This is a genomic window from Flavobacterium aestuarii (assembly GCF_040049115.1).
Taxonomy (GTDB): Bacteria; Bacteroidota; Bacteroidia; order Flavobacteriales; family Flavobacteriaceae; genus Flavobacterium; species Flavobacterium aestuarii.
The window spans coordinates 39,630-59,723 of record NZ_JBDLZZ010000008.1; the positions used below are offsets into that span (position 1 = coordinate 39,630).

19 protein-coding genes are annotated in these 20,094 nt (G+C 34.1%); 7 read left to right on the forward strand and 12 right to left on the reverse strand.

Annotated elements, in window-relative coordinates:
- Positions 1–25: 25 nt before the first annotated feature.
- Positions 26–433 (reverse strand): RrF2 family transcriptional regulator, encoded by a 408-nt coding sequence (locus tag ABEG11_RS10470; protein ID WP_348824113.1) that lies wholly within the window; start codon positions 431–433, stop codon positions 26–28.
- Positions 434–554: 121 nt separating this feature from the next.
- Here ABEG11_RS10470 and ABEG11_RS10475 point away from each other — a divergent pair, with 121 nt between their 5' ends.
- Entirely contained in the window at positions 555–1,469 is a 915-nt protein-coding gene (locus ABEG11_RS10475; protein ID WP_348824114.1) for an AEC family transporter, read from the forward strand.
- An 84-nt stretch (positions 1,470–1,553) separates the two neighbouring features.
- Here the strand turns inward: ABEG11_RS10475 and nudK are convergent, their stop codons facing one another.
- From nudK to ABEG11_RS10530, 11 genes are all read right to left on the reverse strand, one after another.
- Positions 1,554–2,138 (reverse strand): GDP-mannose pyrophosphatase NudK, encoded by a 585-nt coding sequence (nudK, locus tag ABEG11_RS10480; RefSeq protein WP_348824115.1) that lies wholly within the window; start codon positions 2,136–2,138, stop codon positions 1,554–1,556.
- Between the two features lie 56 nt (positions 2,139–2,194).
- Positions 2,195–3,466, reverse strand: coding sequence for an adenylosuccinate synthase (locus ABEG11_RS10485; RefSeq protein ID WP_281635977.1), 1,272 nt, complete (start codon positions 3,464–3,466; stop codon positions 2,195–2,197).
- 18 nt (positions 3,467–3,484) lie between these two features.
- The gene (locus ABEG11_RS10490; protein WP_348824117.1) at positions 3,485–3,967 is read right to left on the reverse strand and encodes a Fur family transcriptional regulator; all 483 of its coding nucleotides are present in this window, start codon (positions 3,965–3,967) and stop codon (positions 3,485–3,487) included.
- A gap of 333 nt (positions 3,968–4,300) precedes the next feature.
- Positions 4,301–6,520 carry a RelA/SpoT family protein gene (locus ABEG11_RS10495; protein ID WP_348824118.1) on the reverse strand — a complete coding sequence of 740 codons (2,220 nt, stop codon included), beginning with the start codon at positions 6,518–6,520 and terminating at the stop codon, positions 4,301–4,303.
- Between the two features lie 211 nt (positions 6,521–6,731).
- Positions 6,732–7,520, reverse strand: coding sequence for a TrmH family RNA methyltransferase (locus tag ABEG11_RS10500; protein WP_348824119.1), 789 nt, complete (start codon positions 7,518–7,520; stop codon positions 6,732–6,734).
- A 291-nt stretch (positions 7,521–7,811) separates the two neighbouring features.
- Positions 7,812–9,143, reverse strand: a complete 1,332-nt coding sequence (locus ABEG11_RS10505; RefSeq protein ID WP_348824120.1) for a DUF58 domain-containing protein — start codon at positions 9,141–9,143, stop codon at positions 7,812–7,814.
- Positions 9,144–9,217: 74 nt separating this feature from the next.
- On the reverse strand, positions 9,218–10,222 hold the full coding sequence (locus ABEG11_RS10510) for an AAA family ATPase (protein WP_348824121.1): 1,005 nt from the start codon (positions 10,220–10,222) through the stop codon (positions 9,218–9,220).
- Between the two features lie 83 nt (positions 10,223–10,305).
- A complete protein-coding gene (locus ABEG11_RS10515; RefSeq protein ID WP_348824122.1) occupies positions 10,306–11,511 on the reverse strand; it encodes a DUF4350 family protein in 1,206 nt (401 codons plus the stop codon).
- Positions 11,504–12,265, reverse strand: a complete 762-nt coding sequence (locus tag ABEG11_RS10520) for a DUF4129 domain-containing protein (protein WP_348824123.1) — start codon at positions 12,263–12,265, stop codon at positions 11,504–11,506. Before ABEG11_RS10520 ends, ABEG11_RS10515 begins: the two co-directional genes overlap by 8 nt.
- A complete protein-coding gene (locus ABEG11_RS10525) occupies positions 12,258–13,205 on the reverse strand; it encodes a hypothetical protein (RefSeq protein WP_348824124.1) in 948 nt (315 codons plus the stop codon). Before ABEG11_RS10525 ends, ABEG11_RS10520 begins: the two co-directional genes overlap by 8 nt.
- Entirely contained in the window at positions 13,198–14,169 is a 972-nt protein-coding gene (locus ABEG11_RS10530) for a stage II sporulation protein M (RefSeq protein ID WP_348824125.1), read from the reverse strand. Before ABEG11_RS10530 ends, ABEG11_RS10525 begins: the two co-directional genes overlap by 8 nt.
- A 20-nt stretch (positions 14,170–14,189) precedes the next feature.
- Between ABEG11_RS10530 and ABEG11_RS10535 the strand changes: the two genes are divergently transcribed.
- The 6 genes from ABEG11_RS10535 (at position 14,190) to ABEG11_RS10560 (ending at position 20,091) form a co-directional block, all read left to right on the forward strand.
- On the forward strand, positions 14,190–14,933 hold the full coding sequence (locus ABEG11_RS10535; protein ID WP_348824126.1) for an RDD family protein: 744 nt from the start codon (positions 14,190–14,192) through the stop codon (positions 14,931–14,933).
- A 34-nt stretch (positions 14,934–14,967) separates the two neighbouring features.
- The gene (locus ABEG11_RS10540) at positions 14,968–15,570 is read left to right on the forward strand and encodes a trimeric intracellular cation channel family protein (RefSeq protein ID WP_348824127.1); all 603 of its coding nucleotides are present in this window, start codon (positions 14,968–14,970) and stop codon (positions 15,568–15,570) included.
- A 129-nt stretch (positions 15,571–15,699) separates the two neighbouring features.
- Entirely contained in the window at positions 15,700–16,677 is a 978-nt protein-coding gene (locus tag ABEG11_RS10545) for a GNAT family N-acetyltransferase (protein ID WP_348824128.1), read from the forward strand.
- The gene (locus tag ABEG11_RS10550) at positions 16,674–17,774 is read left to right on the forward strand and encodes a DegT/DnrJ/EryC1/StrS family aminotransferase (RefSeq protein WP_348824129.1); all 1,101 of its coding nucleotides are present in this window, start codon (positions 16,674–16,676) and stop codon (positions 17,772–17,774) included. Before ABEG11_RS10545 ends, ABEG11_RS10550 begins: the two co-directional genes overlap by 4 nt.
- Positions 17,775–17,835: 61 nt before the next feature.
- On the forward strand, positions 17,836–19,050 hold the full coding sequence (locus ABEG11_RS10555) for an O-antigen translocase (RefSeq protein ID WP_348824130.1): 1,215 nt from the start codon (positions 17,836–17,838) through the stop codon (positions 19,048–19,050).
- A 21-nt stretch (positions 19,051–19,071) separates the two neighbouring features.
- Positions 19,072–20,091: a glycosyltransferase family 2 protein gene (locus ABEG11_RS10560; protein WP_348824131.1), complete on the forward strand. Its 1,020-nt coding sequence runs from the start codon at positions 19,072–19,074 to the stop codon at positions 20,089–20,091.
- The last annotated feature ends 3 nt before the right edge of the window (positions 20,092–20,094 follow it).

Below are 20,094 nucleotides of genomic sequence, written 5' to 3' on the forward strand. Positions count from 1 at the left end.
TACAGTTTTAGTCAAAAAAATAGAACTAAAATTTATTGGAAAAATCTTCCAGTGTGATTTTGCTCAGCTGTGAGCCGATGGTCTGGTTGATATCTTCATATAAATTCTCTAAATTTTTATTGATTTGTCTGCCAATAGGGCAATCTGGATTTGGCTCATTTTTTGAAAAACCTAATGTTACGGTATCAAAAGTCATTTTGAAAATATCATCCAAAGTGATTTTTGATGTTGATTTCAATAAGCGCGTACCTCCGTTTTTGCCTTCTTTGCTTTCTACAATATTGTTTTTTTTCAGGTTTGCAATTTCTTTTCTAACCAAAACGGGATGCAGATTCATACTTCCAGCTATAAAATCTGATGATAAATATTCATCTGGAAATTTAGAGAGTAAAGTGAGAATGTGAATTGTTATGGCAAACTTACCCGAAATCATACTGTAATAAAATTTATTGCAAATATAAAAATTAAATTCATTTCTTCGGTATTTTTTGTTTTAAATAATTGAAATTTATTAAATAGATTATTAATGGTATTTTTGCAGTCAACTTTGCATTATGTTTAATATTATTTTAATCTTCGTCTGCTTATCGCTAGGTCTTTTTTTGCAAAAAGTAAATTTTTTGCCAGCTGACATACACAAGCGTTTAAATTATATTGTTATTTACTTCTGTCTTCCTTCATTAGCTTTGTTTTATATTCCAAAAATTGAGCTGGACACAAAATTATTATATCCTATTGCAGTTTCATGGATTAGTTTTTCGGCTGCCTGGATTTTTTTCAGTTTGGCCGGCCAGAAGTATGGATGGTCCCGAAAGCTTATTGGCTGCCTGATTATGACTGCAGGGTTCAGCAATACTTCGTTTTTGGGTTTTCCCATAATTCAGGCACTGTATGGAGACGAGGGTTTGAAAATGGCAATTCTGGTTGACCAGCCAGGAACATTTGTGGTGCTTTCGACTCTAGGTGTTTTTGCTGCCACCTTGTTTTCTAATGGAAGCGCTAATGGAGTAGAAATTGCTAAAAAAATAGTTTTTTTTCCACCTTTCATTGCTTTCCTTTTGGCATGCTTCATGAATGTGTTTCATTTTGATTTTCATCACTATATTCAGTTTGGATTGCGAAATATAGGTAGTGTAATGACACCGCTTGCAATGCTCTCGGTGGGATTGCAGCTGAGTTTTGACAGAAGAAGCAAACATTTTAAATTTTTGGGCTTAGGACTTTTTTATAAATTGATAATGACTCCTGCCATCATTTATTTGTTATATGTTGTTATTCTTGATCAGCATTCACAGATGATCCAAGTATCACTTATGGAGGCAGCGATGGCTCCGATGATTTCGTCCAGTATTATAGCTTCATCTTATGGCTTAAAACCACGATTATGCAGTATGATGATTGGTTTTGGAATTCCTCTTTCTTTTATTACGTTAATCTTATGGTATTTTATTGCCAATTCGATTCAATAGAATTGAAATCCATTGTTTTTCCTATCGATACAAAGGAAGATTAGCGGTGACAATGAGGTGTTTTGCTAAACGTTAAATACAGCTTTATGAAACCAAATTATGGATTTTTGCATATTGCAGAAGCATAATGGTTTTGGCATCTTTTATTTCGCCAGACTCAATCATGACATAGGCTTGAAAAAAAGGAATTTCGATAACATCTATTTCTTCATGTTCATGTTCAAGCCCCCCGCCCGAATTTACTTTCATGCTCGGGTCGTATTCAGCTATAAATAAATGCAAAATTTCGGTTACGGCACCTGGCGACATATACGATTCAAAGACTTTTTTGACAGAATGCAGGCGATATCCAGTCTCTTCCTCAGTTTCACGAATAATACATGCTTCGGGATCATCTTCGTCTAATAATCCAGCACAGACTTCAATCATTAAACCGCTTTTGTTTCCATTTAAATAAGTCGGCAGCCTAAACTGCTTAGTTAGTATAACGGTTCCTTTGTGTTGATTGTACAATAAAATAGCAGCACCATTGCCTCTGTCATAAACTTCTCTTTCTTGTGTATCCCAGGTATTATCTTTTTTTTGGTAGTCTACAGTAACTTTATTGAGGATATACCAATTGTCTGATAGTAATTCTGTTTTTTGTATTTTATATTTTGGATTGTCCATGTTTTCGTGTTTTTAAAGCTAAAAAAAACGCCCCGATAATTCGGGACGCTTGCTTATTATTTTAAGATCGTTTGTTTTCTGTCTGGTCCAACAGAAACAATTTTTATTGGAACTTCTACTTCTTTTTCTATGAATTCGATGTACTCTTTCAGTTCAACAGGTAATTCTTCGTAAGTTGTCATGCCTGTTAAGTCCTGGTGCCATCCTTTGAATTCTTTGAATACCGGAGTTACATTTTCCGGCTCGATATTGTAAGGGAAATGTGAAATGTTTTTTCCTTTATAGTTGTATTCAGTACAAACTTTCAAAGTTTCAAAACCAGAAAGAACATCACCTTTCATCATCATTAACTGTGTTACTCCGTTGATTTGAACAGCATATTTCAATGCTACTAAATCCAACCATCCGCAGCGTCTTTGTCTTCCTGTAACTGAACCAAATTCGTTTCCTACTTTAGCCATTGTAGCACCGTCTTCGTCAAAAAGTTCTGTTGGGAAAGGTCCGCTTCCTACACGTGTTACGTAAGCTTTGAAAATTCCATATACTTCTTTGATTTTGTTAGGTGCAATTCCTAAACCTGTACAGGCTCCGGCAGCAGTTGTATTTGATGAGGTTACAAATGGATATGTTCCAAAATCAACATCAAGCAATGAACCTTGAGCACCTTCGCAAAGGATTGATTTTCCAGCTTTTTGAGCTTGCGCTAAATATTCTTCACTGTCAATAAAATCTAATGTTTTTAAAACTTCGATAGATTCGAAGAATTCTTTTTCCATTTCTGCCAGATTGTACTGAATGTTGACATCGTAGAATTTAATCATTTCTTCGTGTTTGTCAGCCAAAGCTCTATAACGGTCTTCGAAATCTTCTAATTCGGTATCACCAACACGCAGACCGTTTCTTCCGGTTTTGTCCATATATGTCGGTCCGATTCCTTTTAGAGTAGAACCAATTTTTGCTTTACCTTTTGAAGCTTCAGATGCAGCATCCAATAAACGGTGTGTTGGTAAGATTAAATGTGCTTTTCTGGAAATGATTAATTTGGATTTGATATCCATATTAAACTTTTCAAGACCTTCAATTTCTTTTTGAAATACTACCGGGTCAATTACTACTCCGTTTCCAATGATATTTACGGCCGTTTTATGAAAAATTCCAGATGGAATAGTTCTTAGAACGTGTTTAATTCCGTCAAATTCTAAAGTGTGTCCTGCATTTGGTCCACCTTGAAAACGAGCAATTATGTCATAATTTGATGTAAGAACGTCAACAATTTTTCCTTTTCCTTCATCTCCCCATTGTAATCCTAATAATAAATCTACAGTCATTCTATGTTTTATTTGTAGTTAATTTTCTAATGTATTTTCTTCTTTTTTTACTTGTTTCTTGTTTCCGTATAAGTATAAGGAATGATTGGTGATTTCGATGTCAAAAATTTCCTCGATTGTTTTTTTGATTGTCTGAATTCTTGGATCGCAAAATTCAATTACCTCACCAGTATCAGTCATGATGATATGATCGTGCTGTTTGTCGAAATAAGATTTTTCGTAATGTGCCTGATTTTGCCCAAATTGATGCTTGCGTACTAAGGCGCAGTCCAATAATAGTTCGATAGTGTTGTAAAGGGTAGCCCTGCTGACACGGTAGTTTTTGTTTTTCATTTTGAGGTATAGGTTTTCTATATCAAAATGTTCTTCACTTTCGTATATTTCCTGAAGGATAGCATAACGTTCTGGTGTTTTGCGATGTCCTTTGTTTTCAAGATACATTGTAAAAACATTTTTTACAATCTCTTGATTTTTGTTGTTATCTGTAGAAATGAGTGTCATATCCTGCAAAGATAAATTATTATTTTAAAAGTTTAAAAAAATAGGGTTTTAATTCTGTTTTCTGAGTTTTATTTATAGGTGTTTAAGACTTTATTATTGAGGTGTTTCTCGATGATAGATTAGGGTTCTGGGTTACCGCGTGAGGGATAGAAGCAATCCGCCGCTGCGGAGCGTATAGCCCGACAGCATTAGGGAAAGAGACCGTGTATGCGGTATTGTGAGCAGGTCTCTTTTCCTAATGGTGGCACGCCCAAATGGTTTTTGGAATTATCTGCTGCTGTTTTCTAGTTTTGAATATCACAATTTTCATTGTTAAAGTTTATTTTGTGATGCTTAATTTTTATACACTCGCGTTACTTTGTCAATTCCGTCAATTTTTTTGATGTTGTCCATTAGTTTTTTCAAAATAGTGATATTGGGTACGATTACAGATATCTGCCCTTTGAAAATACCCGCTTCTCCATTGAGTGAAATACTTTGTATATTCACGTTCATATTGTTTGAAATTACTTTTGTCAGTTCGTTTGTAAGTCCTAAGCTGTCCATTCCCATAATGTTGATGGTCGCTTTGAAATCCTGCTGGGTAGAGTCAATCCACTTGGCCTGCATGATTCGGTAAGCATAATTGGACTGTAAAGCAATGGCGTTCGGGCAGTCTTTTTTGTGTATTTTGATGCCTTCGTTTATGGTAACAAAACCAAATACTTCGTCACCCGGAATGGGATTGCAGCAGTTGGATAATTTATAATCGAGTTTGTCCTGCGTTTTTCCAAAAACCAGCATATCATAATTGCTGCTGATAACCTGCTTGTGAATATCCTCGTTGGGAGCATTGTTATTGCGCTTGATTTTATTTTTGAAAAAGTTGATTAATGTATTGCTTTTCTGGCTGGCATAATCTTTTAACTGCTGGTTGTCAATTGATCCTACACCAACTCTGTAAAACAGATCCAAGCTTGTTTTTAGTTTAAAAAAGTTAACTAATTCGTTAGTTGTCTGTTCGTTTAGCGTTACTTTTAAATGTTTTAGTTTACGGGTAAGCAGTTCTTTTCCGTCTTCGGCGATTTTTTTGGTGTTCTCATTAAGAACGTTTCTGATTTTGTTTTTGGCTCTCGAAGTGGTTACAAAATCCAGCCAGTTAATAGTTGGTTTCTGATTAGGTGAAGTAATAATTTCCACCTGATCACCGCTTTTTAGTTCGTAATTCAGCGGCACTAATTTTCCGTTGACTCTGGTTCCTCTTGTTTTTATTCCAATTTCGGAGTGGATGCTGAATGCAAAATCCAGCGATGTTGCACCTTTTGGAAGGGATTTGATTTCTCCTTTTGGGGTAAAAATATAAATCTCTTTGGAGTACAGGTTCATTTTGAAATCCTCGACAAAATCCACAGCACTTGTTTCAGAGTTTTCCAGTGCCTCTTTCAGCAGATTTAACCAGACATCAAGGCCGTTTTCTTCAGTGGCTCCGTTTTTGTATTTGTAATGAGCAGCGTAACCTTTTTCGGCGATTTCATCCATGCGTTCACTTCGCACCTGTACTTCTACCCAGCGCCCTTTTGGCCCCATTACGGTAATATGCAGTGCTTCGTAACCAGTTGATTTTGGTGAAGATATCCAGTCGCGCAGACGGCTAGGGCTGGGTCTGTAATGATCTGTTACGATTGAGTAGATCTTCCAGGCCAGGAATTTCTCGTCGTGCGGATTGGATTTGTAAACAATACGCAGGGCAAATTTATCATAGACTTCATCAAAACTTACATTTTGCGCCAGCATTTTTCTATTAATGGAATAAATAGATTTTGGTCTTCCTTTGATAATGTAATCAATGTTTTCTTCGTCTAAAGCTTTTTTAAGTACTTCGGATATGTCTTTGATATAAAGATCCTGCTCTTCCTTGGTTTCTCGTATTTTGCTGACGATATTGTTGTATCGCTCAGGTTCAGTATATTTCAAACCTAAATCCTCGAGTTTGTTTTTTATTTTATAAAGTCCTAATCGATGCGCCAATGGTGCATAAATGTATAACGTTTCGGAAGCCAGTTTAACCTGTTTGTAATCTTCCATTGAGTCCATGGTGAGCATGTTATGAAGCCTGTCAGCTATTTTTATGAGGATCACCCTGACGTCATCATTTAGAGTCAGAAGCATTCTTCGGAAATTCTCGGCCTGCATGGATACATTAAGGTCTTTTTGTACCAATGATATTTTGGTTAAGCCTTCAACTAATTGAGCAATTTTTGGTCCAAACATTTTATCAATGTCTTTGACGGTAATCGGAGTGTCTTCGACAACGTCGTGCATTAAGGCTGCAGCAATAGAAGTTGCTCCCAGACCAATATCTGAGGCTACAATTTTGGCAACTGCTATAGGATGAAAAATATAGGCTTCGCCAGATTTTCGGCGCTGGTCTTTATGAGCATCAACTGCAACATCAAAGGCTTTGCGGATCACTTTTTTATCCTCAGCAGTGAGGGTTTGATAACTGATGCGCAGTAACTCTTTATACTCTTGAGCAATTGCTTTGTTTTCTTTTTCTATATCGATTTCTATCATAACGGCATGGTTCAATTCCTAAAAATAAGCTTTTTTTGCGAAATATACAAGGTTTTTTGTTAGTTCAGTCCTCGGATTTCAGTATTCAGTTTTCAAGAGGGAATTGAAAGATTTTAGATTAAGAATGTTAATCATTTTATTTGAAATCTATTTTTTTATCTGGTAACTGCTTTCTGAAATCGGGGTTCAGCCAGCTCAACATTGCAGTCTTCTAACTGAAACCTCTTTGTCTTTTGGCTTCGAATATCAATATCGCTGCAGCAACAGAAACATTCATGCTGTCAATTTCGCCCTGCATAGGGATAATGATATTTTGAGTTGCCGCATCCCGCCATTCCTGTGTAAGTCCTGTGGCTTCTGTACCCACTACCAGAGCGGTAGGCAAAGTATAATCTTGGGTATGATAGGATGTGGAGTTTTGTAAGGTTGCACTATAGAAATTAATGTTACGTTCTTTCAAAAAAGCAATAATTTCGGAAGTAGTTCCCGTAGCGATCTGATTGGTAAACAAACAGCCCACGCTGGACCGGACAACATTAGGATTGTATAAATCGCTTTTTGGGTTGGCTATGATCACTGCGTCAAGTTTTGCAGCATCGGCAGTACGTAGTAATGCACCAATATTTCCAGGCTTTTCAGGAGCTTCGGCAACAAGTATCAATGGGTTTTTGGATAATTGCAGGTCGGATAAAAGCATTGATTTGGCTTTGGCTACAGCCAAAATACCTTCTGTAGTGTCTCTGTAAGCCAGTTTTTGATAAATGTCTTTTGAAATTTCTATCAATTCTGAATTGCCAGCTATTTTCAGAGCTTCATTTTCAGGACAAATTTCAGGTAAAAATAAAACGGTTTCCATTTCGTAACCACCTTTTATGGCGATTTCGATTTCTCTTTTTCCCTCTATCAAAAAAGTGCCTGATTGTTTTCGGGCTTTTGCTTTTTCCTGTAATAATACTAAGGATTTTATAAAAGGATTTTGGATGGAAATGATTTGTTTCAATGGAAAAGATGCTTAGTTATGAGCTGCTAAGGTACTACCATTTTTTAAATTCTAAAATCATTAATTGAACCGTTATCAATGTAACTGAAAACATATCATAGTTATGCTTTTATAAAAGTATATTTAACCGCAGATTACACAAATTAGCGCAAATTATTTTTTGAAGATATGTGGAAACATTAATTAATTTGTAAGAATTAGTGTAATTAGTATTGAGAATTTTGTTTTATGCAAGTAGTTTTATTAGATGCTAATCATTATTTGTAATCTAAAATCTACAATCTAAATTCTTTACAATATTCCTCTTGATTTGATTTCCAAATATTTATTAATGGTATCCAAAGTAAGATTTTCCGGTTGGGTAAGTACGGAATAAATACCGTGTTTTTTAAGCTCATTGACGATTAGTCTTTTTTCAAAAGAAAATTTTTCGGCAATTACCTTATCATAAACTTCCTGAATATTTTCGGCATTTTTGTTAATGAGTTCGTTGAGTTCGGTATTGTTGAAGAAAACCACGACCAGCAAATGGTTTTTGGCAATTCCTTTTAAATAGGGCAATTGCCTATGCAAACCGTCCATCGTTTCGAAATTGGTGTACAATACGATCAGACTTCTTTGATTAATATTTTTTTTGATGTCAGTGTACAATCGGCTGAAATCGCTTTCAAAAAAATCGGTTTTGATATTGTATAATGTTTCCAGAATTTTTTGCATTTGTGAATCACGTCGTTCTGCAAAAACACGATTTTCCACTTTTTTTGAAAAAGCCAGCATTCCGGCCTTGTCCTGTTTTTTTAAGATCACATTCGATAAAACCAGTGTTGCATTAATGGCATAATCCAATAAGCTCATTCCGTTAAAAGGCATTTTCATTACACGGCCCTTATCGATTATCATATACACCGATTGCGATTTTTCGTCCTGAAACTGATTGACCATCAAGGCATTTTTCTTTGCAGTAGCCTTCCAATTTAGTGTTCTGACATCATCTCCCTGATTATATTCCTTTATTTGTTCAAATTCCATGGTGTGGCCAATTCGTCGGATTTTCTTGATGCCGTATTGAAACAGATTGTTGGAAAAAGCCATCAAACTGTATTTTCGCAATTGAATATAAGACGGATAAGTGGGAACCATTCTGTCTGTATCAAATTTAAATCGTCTGGAAATTAGTGACAATGGTGAAGAAACATACACATTTAAATTTCCGAAATGATATTCCCCGCGTTCAGTTGGGCGCAGATAATACAGGATTTCGTTTTGTGAAGAGGCACTGATTTTTTGTCTAATATCAAAATTGCGGACTTGAAACTGAAACGGAATCTCGTCAATTATTTTTACTGAAACAGGAAAAGTATAATAATTTTTAATGCTGATTTTTATTTCATTATCATCACCATTAGACAGTTTTTCGGACATTATTCTGGTTCCTTCGATTCCATTTTTTGTAAAAAATAAAATTAGGATATCCAAAATCAAAAAAGTCATCAATATAAGCAGAATATACCATACCGCATTGTAGAGCGCAGGAAATATAAAGGCAAAAACAAACAATCCTACAACGCCCAAAAGCGCATAGAAAAAGAAATTGTTGATGTATAAACTTTTTAGTAGTTTCATACTGTAGAACTATTGTTTCTTGTTGAAATGTAGAATTAGCATATTTTTAATGTTTCTGAATTTGAAACTTAAAACTACCTCGGAATTTCCACACTTTCCAAAATCTGTTTGATAATTTCAATACTCGTAATTCCTTCCATTTCGCGTTCCGGAGTTACGATTACACGGTGCTGTAAGACAGGAATTGCAGCTTCCTTGATGTCTTCCGGAGTTACGAAATCACGTCCTCGAATGGCGGCAAAACCTTTTGCAGCGTTCAAAATGGCGATAGAAGCACGAGGTGAAGCTCCAAGATATAAAAATGCATTTTCACGGGTGTTAACCACAATTTTGGCAATGTATTCCAGCAGGTTCTGCTCAACGATAATCTGTTTGACTAATGTTTGATACTGCTTGATTTCGGCTGATGAAAGCAGGGTTTTTATATTATCCAGTTTTCCGTGATTCTGCAAAGAATGTTCTCTTTGGATGATGGCAATTTCTTCATCAATTTTTGGATAATCAATTGCTATTTTGAATAAAAAACGATCCAGCTGTGCTTCTGGCAGGCGATAAGTTCCTTCCTGTTCAATTGGGTTTTGAGTAGCAATTACCAAAAATGGTGTATCCAGAATATAGGTCGAACCATCAATTGTAATTTGGCGCTCTTCCATTACTTCAAAAAGTGCGGCTTGGGTTTTCGCGGGAGCACGATTGATTTCGTCAATTAGGATTAAATTTGAAAAAATTGGTCCTTTTTTGAATTCAAATTCCGATTTTTTCAGGTCAAAAACTGATGTTCCCAAGATATCCGAAGGCATTAAATCTGGGGTGAATTGAATTCGGCTAAAACCAATATTCAATGTTTTGGACAGTAATTTTGCTGTAATAGTTTTGGCAACGCCTGGAACGCCTTCAAGCAGAACATGTCCGTTTGATAAAATAGCAACAAGCAATTGGTCAATCATTTTGTTTTGACCAACAATTACGGTTGCCAATTCATTTTTTATAGCATTTATACTTAACAAAAGCGGTTCTAAATTAATTCTGGATTGAAAATCTACATTTTCGTTGGTTTCTGGTGTGGTTGTATTTTCCATGTTTTTTAGTTACGATTTTTTAATATATTATCTGTATACTGTTTGTTCTTTTTGACTTTACGACTTTTAAACTTCCGACTTACTTAATTATGTCCTGTCACTTTTTCTATTGCATTATTAATTTGAATCAAATCCGCTTCGACACTGCTAAAGCTGTTTTTTCGATACAAATTTATCAATGACACAAGATTTTTAATATCGTCTAATTTTTTTCCTGATTTGGAATGCAGTTTTTTTATGAATTCTTCATCGAGCTGGTGCGTATCAATCAAATATTCATTTCTGACTTTTTCCAGAAAATAAATAATTTTCTTGTCGATTATGTTGTCATGATCACCTTCCTGATAATACAGATTCCCGATGGTTTTTGTGAAATCGACGGTAGTGTTGGCCAATGGCTTGATAATTGGGACAATTCTCTGTTTTCGTTTGGCATTGAAAATCATGAAAATAATCATTCCGATCAAGAAAATATACCAAGCCCATCTGAGTGCCGGCTGGCTTAAAACATAGCGCATGGGTGAAGCTGAAATTACTTCGCCATTTTGATCTTTGATGCTCCAAAATACTTCTCCTTTAGGTATATAAGACAAAACTTTTTCGGCATATTCGTGATGGTTTGCTTTTAGTAAATGAAAATTTGTAAACGCAACAGGCTGTGTATGTAAATAGAATGTGCCTATTTTGTATTTCACTTTTATAAAATTTACTCTGGCGCTGTCTCCATTTTGATAGCCTAAAACAGTAGTGTTGAGCGTGTCGATTTTTGAAAAATAATTATTGTTGACACCTTCGATGATTTTATATTTTTGAGCTCCTAATTTTTTATTGGCTAACCAATTATAAATACTATCAGAATATTTATATTCACTGTCCATTGCTAGATTCAGGCTATCCAATAAGGAATTTGGGATGGTTTCCGAACTGATAAAAGCGCTGTTGCCTTGTCTTACAAAAGAACAAATTGTGTTAATTGACTGGTCGTCTAAATTTGAAACTTTGGAAATGTTGATAAAAGTTCCTTTTTTCTTGTTGCCAGAGATCAGTGTGTCAAGATAAGGATCGCTGTCGAAATACTCATAAGGGGTATTATTGAATCTTTCTATTTTTTGATTTTTCAAAAGTGAACCAATTTCTTTGTCAAAAACATACATTCCATAAGGGATTTTGTCTTTTATGGAATAGGTAGGAGTCCAATCAATAGGTTTGGGACGATTAATGTCAATGACAACAATAGCTACTAGAAGTAGAACTAAAAAGAAGATGTATATTTTTAGTGTTCTATTCATCCTTCAAATATTTTATGGATTTCTCGAAAGCATTTTTTGCCTTCACAAATGTTATGTCATCCAAATCGAATTCACCATACCAGATATAATTGTATAAGTAGGACAAATAGGCAAAATCGTCTTTCTGGGCTTGGTCTTTTATTTCATAAAGATAATCCGAGTTGGTTTTTTCGAGATCCCAAACGATGATTTGCTGGGTTGACATTTTTTTGAGTAACCAGAGATAATAGTACCTTATTACCAATCTTTTTTCGTTAGACAGCAGACTTTTTTGAATAAGTTTTTCAAAATCAACCAGATGCAGGTTTTTCTCTATTTCATCATAATTGATAATTTTCTTGTCTGAGTTCTTGCCGAAAACCCATTGGCCTTCATTGTTCATTATGGCTTTTACAATCATGTAAATTACAGCAATAACAACGGCAATAGCGATTACCCTTAATAGTATTTCTACTAAAAGCGAGGAAGTTTTATTGTCGCTTAAGCTGAATAATTTTTTAAAAAAATTAGAAAGCCATTCCTTGAAGCGATCCCATGCATTTTTCTCCGGAGTTTTAAATTCATATACAAAATCGGTATCGGTATATTTTTTTTTGAAATTTTCAGGAAATGATTTTGCAGTGATAGAAGCGGTATCTATGACAATATCTTTTTCGGTGAAAACAATTTTTTCTTTTTTGGCTACAGCCAATGAATCCTGAGCTCCAGCATTGAAGCAAAAGAAAAAAATAACAAGCAGGAAAAATTTATTCAACGTCGGTACCAATTAAATCAATCTGGTTATTAGTGGTGTAGTTTTGACTATCTTCATGCAGACTATAATAAATAAGTCCCTGATTGATTACGATGAAATTATTAAATATGTAGCTTAATACTACCGAAAGCACCATTATAACCGTCATAAGAATTCCTAAAGTAGAAAAATTTTCAGCTTGTGAACCTGCATTTTGTGCCGAAACCAACATTGAACCAATCATAAACAGATAAGGAATAACAGTCAGTATTCCCTGAATAATCTGAACCAGCATTGTCATCAAGAAAGTAGTGCCCACAATGGTCCAGAATTTTAGTTTCAGCAGATAATACCCATTTGATAATGCCTTAAAAAAACCTACGTCATTCAGAATATAATCATGATACGACAGCATTATCCATGAAGAAAAACCAATAATGGCAATAAAAAACAATGGAATTCCGATGAGGATAAAACAAAGCAGAAATATTAACCCAAACATGATGAAAGCTAGAGGCACTATGACAAAAGCGGTTCCGAATAAAAAGGCAATCATTTTTCCAATATTTTTCTTCAATTCATTAATGATTTCCTGTGTAGAAAAATTGGTGTGATGCTCTCTTTCGAATAATTTCAAATAAACAATTGGGTAAGTAATGTTGAGCATTGATAAAATAGCTATCAGTATAATAGCTGTTATAAAGCCTCCCAGTACAAGAAAAATATTTTCACTTATGAAATTAGTAATGTAATTTGGGTTATTTGCAAGATTATTAGCACCAGAAAAAAGTACTTCTACATATATTTTGGAAATAAAATAGATCAAAACCATCAGTATCATTAAGAATATTCCGTTAATGATAAAAAAGTTTTTGAAAAAGTGTTTTCCAAACGTTTTGAAAAAAGTAATTGTGTCGGAGAGATTGTCGCTTAAATTGCGCTCTTTGTAAAGTTCAAACATGAGGCTGATTGGTTTTTTTGTGAATTATAAATGGATAAATCAAATAGTAAAAGGAAATAATGGATAGGGTAAATAAAATAATAAAACTGCTTAGCCAGTTGGGCATATCGATAGAATAGCGGGTTATAAAACCTTCCAGAAATCCTGCTGCGATGGTAAAAGGAACAGTACTCAGCAGTATTTTGAAACTGTTTTTGAAGCCAATTTTAAATGAGTTCATTCTGGAATATGTTTTAGGGAATAAGATAGAGGCTCCCAGAATGTAACCGGCTGCAGTTTCAATTACGATTCCAAAAATTTCCATGGAGCCATGAATCCAGATACCTCGCACACTTTTCCAGAAAACACCCTGCTGAAAGAAAAAGTATTGAAATGAACCCAGCATTATGGCATTCTGCAGTGAAATATAAAAAGTGCCAATACCGCCAAAAATTCCAAAAATGTAGCACATCATTCCAACACGCAGGTTATTGACGGTGATGCCGATAAAACTGCCCCAATTGCTCCCTGATTTATAAATAGCAACCGGATTTCCAGCTTTGATATTTTCCAGGGTTTCATTGACATAGCCATCTCCAAGAATTAACCGGACAAAATCAGCATCATATCGGGCTGAAACAGCTCCAATAAAAACAGTCACAAAAAAAAGTACAAAAGCATAAACCAGATACCTGCGGTATTCGTAAACAATCAGCGGGACTTCGGTTTTGAAAAAATAAACCAGCCTATTGCTTTCAGTGCGTTTGGTCTTGTATATCTTTTGATAAATACTGGACGCCAGGTAGTTTAAATAAACAACTGTTTTGCTTTTGCTGTAATAAGTCTGGGCATACGACAAATCATTCATTAATTGAATGTATAAATTTGCCATTTCATCAGGATTTTTTTTAGCTTTACCAAAAATAGCCTGCTCAAATTCAAGCCATTTGTTTTTGTTCGCTTTTATAAATGCAATTTCTCTCATCAAGTGCTAAAATAGGAATTATGTCAGAATTATCTATAAACACAACACAAAATGTTGTAATAAATTTTAAGGCAGCTTCTGTTGGCGAGAGAATGCTGGCTAGTCTGCTGGATTTTGTTGTTAAAGCGGCCTATATTATTGTTGTCGCATACGTCTTTTTTAATTTGCTGGGAATCTCACGAATCATGGACAGGATGGATTTCTGGTCGGGTTTTGCAATATTGATATTGTTTTTTTTTCCAGTAATGATATATTCTGTGACACTGGAAAGTATTTTTGAAGGACAAACCATTGGCAAAAAAATAGTAAAGATAAAAGTCGTGAAAATTGACGGCTATCAGGCCAGTTTTGGAGATTATCTTATCCGTTGGCTTTTTAGAATCATCGAAAACAACATGCTTGGCGGATTAATTGGATTAGTATCAATATGCATTAGTAACAAAACCCAGCGTATGGGTGATATGGCAGCAGGAACAGCCATTATAACGCTGAAAAACAATATATCAATTGACAGTACAATACTAGAGGAAATTGGTGAAACGTATGTACCTGTCTATCCATTGGTTATTAAACTGTCAGATAATGATATGCGGATTATAAAGGAAACTTTTCTAACCGCCGAAAAAAATAATGATATGGAAACCGTTTTAAAATTGTCTCAAAAAATTCAGTCGGTTACAGGTATTAAAATGCAGACGAACAGTCAGATTGAGTTTATAAGAACCATCTTGAAAGATTACAATTTTTATACGCAAAATATGTAGCAGTCTTTAAAACCTTAAAATTCACACTTCCAATATGTTTCACTTACTCGACATTATCGGAACAATGGCATTTGCAATGTCTGGTGCATTAGCAGCTATGAGCAAAAAACTGGATCCGTTTGGCGTTTTTATCATCGCATTTGTAACTGCAGTCGGGGGCGGAACCCTGCGTGATGTCATGATCGGGAGAACTCCAGTAGGATGGATGCAGAATCCGACGTATGTTTATGTAATTGTCTGGGGATTTATCCTGGCAATCATTTTTAGAAAAAAATTAGACAAACTACGAACCTCACTAGCTTTATTTGACACCATCGGATTAGGAGTTTTTACCTTAATCGGGATACAGAAAGGACTTGATTATCATCTTCATCCCGTAATCTGCATTGCATTGGGAACTATGACCGCCTGTTTTGGCGGAGTAACACGGGATATTTTATGTACCGAAATCCCGGTGATTTTCCGCAGAGAAGTCTATGCTACGATTTGCATATTTGGTGGTATTGTCTTTTTTGCCCTTCGAAAAATGAATGTCGAAAGTGATGTAATATATCTGATTACCTCCTGTGTCATTATTGCAATCCGCTTGGTGGCTGTAAAATATAAATGGCATCTGGCTCCTTTGGAACATAAATAATAAATTCAGATATTTAGTCTGAAATCGATATTCGGTTTTTATCAATTAAAAATTGTATTAGGTTTTTTCTCCATTACTATTTCGAATATTGCCCTAATTGTGTACTTTTCCAGTCTTTAATATTCAAGGGTGAAAAATTATACCGTAAAGCAATATCAGGAAAGTGATTATGACGGCTGGAATACTTTTGTAAGCCAGGCTAAGAATGCCACATTTTTGTTTCACCGTGATTTTATGGAGTATCACAAAGACCGATTCGAAGATTTTTCCTTACTGATTTTTGAAGGAGAAAAACTGATTGCGATTTTGCCAGCGAATAGAGCAGGAGCGATTGTTTACTCTCATCAGGGCCTGACTTACGGAGGTTTGGTTTACAAGGAAACGCTAAAGTTAGCCTCAGTCATTCAGGTTTTTAAAGCGGTTTTATTTTACTTAAACGAAAATAAAATTACTAAAATGCAGCTCAAAACACTTCCGTCAATATATCATAATAAACCAGCCGAAGAAGCAAACTATGCATTGTTTCTGACCGAAGCCCAATTAATCAGAAGAGATACATTATCCGTAATTGATTTGTCCAAACCCTATCAGTTTTCAAAAATAAGAAAGCGCTGCATTCAAAAAGGGATAAACAACGGCTTAATCATAAAAGAGGAAAATAATTTTGAATCATTCTGGAATCAGGTTTTGATTCCTAACTTAGAAGTCCGTCACCAGGCAGAACCTGTTCATACTCTTGCCGAAATTCAATTATTAAAAAAGCATTTTGATAAAAATATAAGGCAGTTCAATGTGTATTTTAATAATGAGATTGTAGCAGGAACAACCATTTTTGAATCCGAAAATGTTGCTCACTGTCAGTATATTTCAAAATTTGAAAAGCAGGAAAATCTTGGAAGTCTTGACTTTTTGTATAATCATTTAATCAAAAATATATTTGCTCAAAAACGTTTTTTTGATTTCGGAATATCTAATGAAAATCAAGGGAAAATACTCAATAATGGACTGTCATATTGGAAAGAAAGTTTTGGAGCGAATACCGTTGTTCATGATTTTTATGAAGTAGAAACGGCTCATTTTTATAAACTTGAAAACGTATTAAAATGATCAGATTCCTAGACTTAAAAAAAATAAACGAACCCTATGAAACCGCTTTTCAGGAAAAACTGAAATCGGTATTGGACTCGGGCTGGTATATTTTAGGAAAAGAAGTTCAGGAGTTTGAAGCCAATTTTGCAAGCTATTGTGGCGCAAAATATTGCATTGGAGTTGGAAATGGTCTGGATGCTTTAGTTCTGATTTTTAAAGGGTATATCCAATTAGGGAAATTGCAGAAAGGTGACGAAGTAATTGTTCCTGCCAATACTTATATCGCTAGCATACTCGCTATTCTTCAGGCTGATTTAGTGCCTGTTTTGGTCGAGCCAAAATTAGAAACTTACAATATTGACCCAGACTTAATTTTAGAAAAAATATCGCCAAAAACCAAAGTCATTTTAGCTGTTCATCTTTACGGGCAATTAGCCGAAATGGATGTTATAAACGAAATCGCAGAACAAAATAATTTAATTGTAGTAGAAGATGCTGCACAATCGGCGGGAGCAATCAGCAATCAAAAATCAGCAGTCAAAAATAAGCAATCAAGCGTAGCGTATAGTTTTTATCCGGGAAAAAATCTAGGCGCACTTGGTGACGGCGGAGCAGTTGTTACTAATGATTCGGATTTAGCGATAGTCATTAGTGCTTTGCGGAATTATGGTTCTGAAACAAAATATTATAATGATTATATCGGTTTAAATTCTAGGCTAGACGAACTGCAGGCCTCTTTTTTAAATCTGAAATTACTCAATCTAGACACAGATAATGAACGCAGAAGAACAATTGCTAAACGCTATTTGTCAGAAATTAAAAATGAAAAGATACTGCTTCCGTTTTGGGATTTTTCGGAAAATCATGTGTTTCATCTGTTTGTTATCCGAACGAAAAACAGAGAAGCATTGCAGGACTATTTGACCCAAAATAATATTCAAACTGTAATTCATTATCCAATTCCGCCACATAAACAAAAGGCATTGTCTGGCTGGGATAATTTGTCTTTTCCGGTTACTGAGAAGATTCATCAAGAAGTATTGAGTTTGCCCATGAGTCCTGTTTTAACAGATGATGAGGTGAGTTTTGTTATTAGGATTTTAAATCAATTTTAAATTGAAATTTATCAGGAACATAACAAAAACAGATCTATTTAAAATTACTTCTTTAAATAGTTTGAATGTATTATTAAAATTAGGGACAGGTTTAGTTACTTCAAAGTTATTAGCTGTTTTTGTTGGCCCCGGTGGAATGGCTCTGGTTGGGAATCTGCGGAATTTTATAGCATCGTTAGAAGGAGTTTCTGCTCTAGGGTTTTCTTCGGGGATTATTAAGTATGTTGCTGAAAATGAATATGATAAAAAAGAGTTGGATAAAATAATTTCTACAACATTAATTAGTTTTTTAACAGCAGCATTTTTTCTAAGTACATTGGTTTTTACATTTTCAGATTATTTTTGTCATAAAGTCTTTGGAAATAATTTTCAATATTCAATCATTTTTAAAGCAGCAGCAATCGCCTTGCCTTGGAATGTTATTTCTGTACTATTTGTGTCAATAATAAATGGATTGGGCAGATATAATAAAGTAATTTTAGCCAATATTATTAGTACTATAATAGGTGCTTTGCTTTCATTGCCATTGTTATATTATTTTAAAACATTTGGAGCGTTTATCTCAATTATTATTGTACCAGTTGTTTTATTTTTTGTAGCGTCATTTTATTTACCAAGCGAAATACAAATTTTTAGAAGGTTAAATTTCCGTGAATATGATTTCAAAATTTTAAAGAATTTAGGGATATTTTCTTTAATGATTTTGCCATCAGCAATATTGAGTCCCATATTTAATTTACAGATTAGAAATTTTTTGATTGTTAATGTAGGATTAGAGGATTCAGGATTCTGGGAAGCAATAACTAGAATTTCTAATTTTTACTTATTGTTTATAGGCACAATATTGAGTATTTATTTTTATCCAAAACTCGTAAAAGCGAATGGAGTAATTCAAACAAAAGAAGTGATTTGGAGTTTTTATAGATTTATACTGCCTATATTTATTGCAGGCACAATATTTATTTATTTTCTTAGATTTTTTATCATAAAAACACTGTTTACAAATGAATTTTTACCTGTTTCAGAATTGTTTCTTTGGCAGTTAGTTGGAGATGTTTTCAAGGTCTCAGGCATGATTTTAGGAATCTTATTAATAGCGCGGAGAAATGTCAAGCATTATATTTTCATAGAAATAATGGCTCTTATATTTCTGTATTTTACAAGTTTGTTTTTTATACAATATTATGGTTTAGAGGGAGTTGTAATAGCACAAGCTCTTGAGAATTTAGCGTATTTATTGGTGTTAGGATTTTATTTTAGAAAGGAATTATTTTAAAAACATAAGCAATACTGCTTTATGGTTCAAGATTTATTAGTAACTGTTTTTGTACCTGTATATAATGGTGAAAAGTACCTTCGGAATACTTTAGCATCAATACAAAATCAAACGTATAAAAATATTGAGGTATTATTGGTGGATGACTCTTCGACTGATGGGAGCAAAATTATTCTGGATGAATTTGCAAGTAAAGATGATAGATTTAAAATTTTTGTAAAAAGAAAAGGAGGAATGGTCTCCGTTTCTTGGAACTTCATAAAGTCTGAAATTAAAGGAGATTATGTTTTTTATTCCTCACAGGATGATGTTTTTTCAATCGATCTTCTCGAAAAAATGGTCGAAAAACAGAAAGAAACCAATGCAGATAGTATACTTCCTGATATGGAGTTTTATTTTGAAAACACATCTAATAATAAAAAAATTATTGGTTTAAATGGCAATAGAGAGCTTGTTTTAAGTGGAAGAAAAGCCTGTGAAGCATCACTAAATTGGTCTATTCATGGTTTTCCATTAACTAAAACAAGTTTGTTAGATGATGAAGTTTTTCCTGAAGATGCTTTTGATAGTGATGAGTTTATTACCAGAAAGTTGTTTTTAAAAAGTAATAAAGTTGTTTTTAGCGATGGAATATTTTATTACAGACAGGATAATCCGAATGCAATAACTAAAACTTTTTCTGCTAAAAACTTTTACACTTTAAATACACTATTTAGGATTTTCAGCTTGCTTAAAGAAAACAATTTTGAAAAGAGTTTTGTTTTAAATAGTCAATTTTCATTGCTCAGCAAGTACTTACAATTATCTGCTAAATTTCATCTGTATGATTTTGAAACTGAAATTGAAAAAGAAAATACAGCATTGTTTTTATCTGATTTTAAAAAACAACATTTAATCAATTCTTTTTATTTTTTAAATTTTAGTTATGCAATAATGTCATTAAAGTTAAAATACATTTTGTTGTTGATTATTTTTAATGTACCATTTTTGTTTGATTTTGTAATAAAGGTTTATATGATAAAAAAGAAGAATCAGATTTAATCT

Bases quoted from the DNA above. Each gene is read 5' to 3' on its own strand.
- ABEG11_RS10510 (WP_348824121.1), bottom strand. From the start codon at position 10,222: ATGGAAAATACAACCACACCAGAAACCAACGAAAATGTAGATTTTCAA.
- ABEG11_RS10525 (WP_348824124.1), bottom strand. From the start codon at position 13,205: ATGTTTGAACTTTACAAAGAGCGCAATTTAAGCGACAATCTCTCCGAC.
- ABEG11_RS10505 (WP_348824120.1), bottom strand. From the start codon at position 9,143: ATGAAACTACTAAAAAGTTTATACATCAACAATTTCTTTTTCTATGCG.
- ABEG11_RS10560 (WP_348824131.1), top strand. From the start codon at position 19,072: ATGGTTCAAGATTTATTAGTAACTGTTTTTGTACCTGTATATAATGGT.
- ABEG11_RS10485 (WP_281635977.1), bottom strand. From the start codon at position 3,466: ATGACTGTAGATTTATTATTAGGATTACAATGGGGAGATGAAGGAAAA.
- ABEG11_RS10490 (WP_348824117.1), bottom strand. From the start codon at position 3,967: ATGACACTCATTTCTACAGATAACAACAAAAATCAAGAGATTGTAAAA.
- ABEG11_RS10495 (WP_348824118.1), bottom strand. From the start codon at position 6,520: ATGATAGAAATCGATATAGAAAAAGAAAACAAAGCAATTGCTCAAGAG.
- ABEG11_RS10470 (WP_348824113.1), bottom strand. From the start codon at position 433: ATGATTTCGGGTAAGTTTGCCATAACAATTCACATTCTCACTTTACTC.
- ABEG11_RS10515 (WP_348824122.1), bottom strand. From the start codon at position 11,511: ATGAATAGAACACTAAAAATATACATCTTCTTTTTAGTTCTACTTCTA.
- ABEG11_RS10550 (WP_348824129.1), top strand. From the start codon at position 16,674: ATGATCAGATTCCTAGACTTAAAAAAAATAAACGAACCCTATGAAACC.
- ABEG11_RS10530 (WP_348824125.1), bottom strand. From the start codon at position 14,169: ATGAGAGAAATTGCATTTATAAAAGCGAACAAAAACAAATGGCTTGAA.
- ABEG11_RS10535 (WP_348824126.1), top strand. From the start codon at position 14,190: ATGTCAGAATTATCTATAAACACAACACAAAATGTTGTAATAAATTTT.
- ABEG11_RS10540 (WP_348824127.1), top strand. From the start codon at position 14,968: ATGTTTCACTTACTCGACATTATCGGAACAATGGCATTTGCAATGTCT.
- ABEG11_RS10475 (WP_348824114.1), top strand. From the start codon at position 555: ATGTTTAATATTATTTTAATCTTCGTCTGCTTATCGCTAGGTCTTTTT.
- nudK (WP_348824115.1), bottom strand. From the start codon at position 2,138: ATGGACAATCCAAAATATAAAATACAAAAAACAGAATTACTATCAGAC.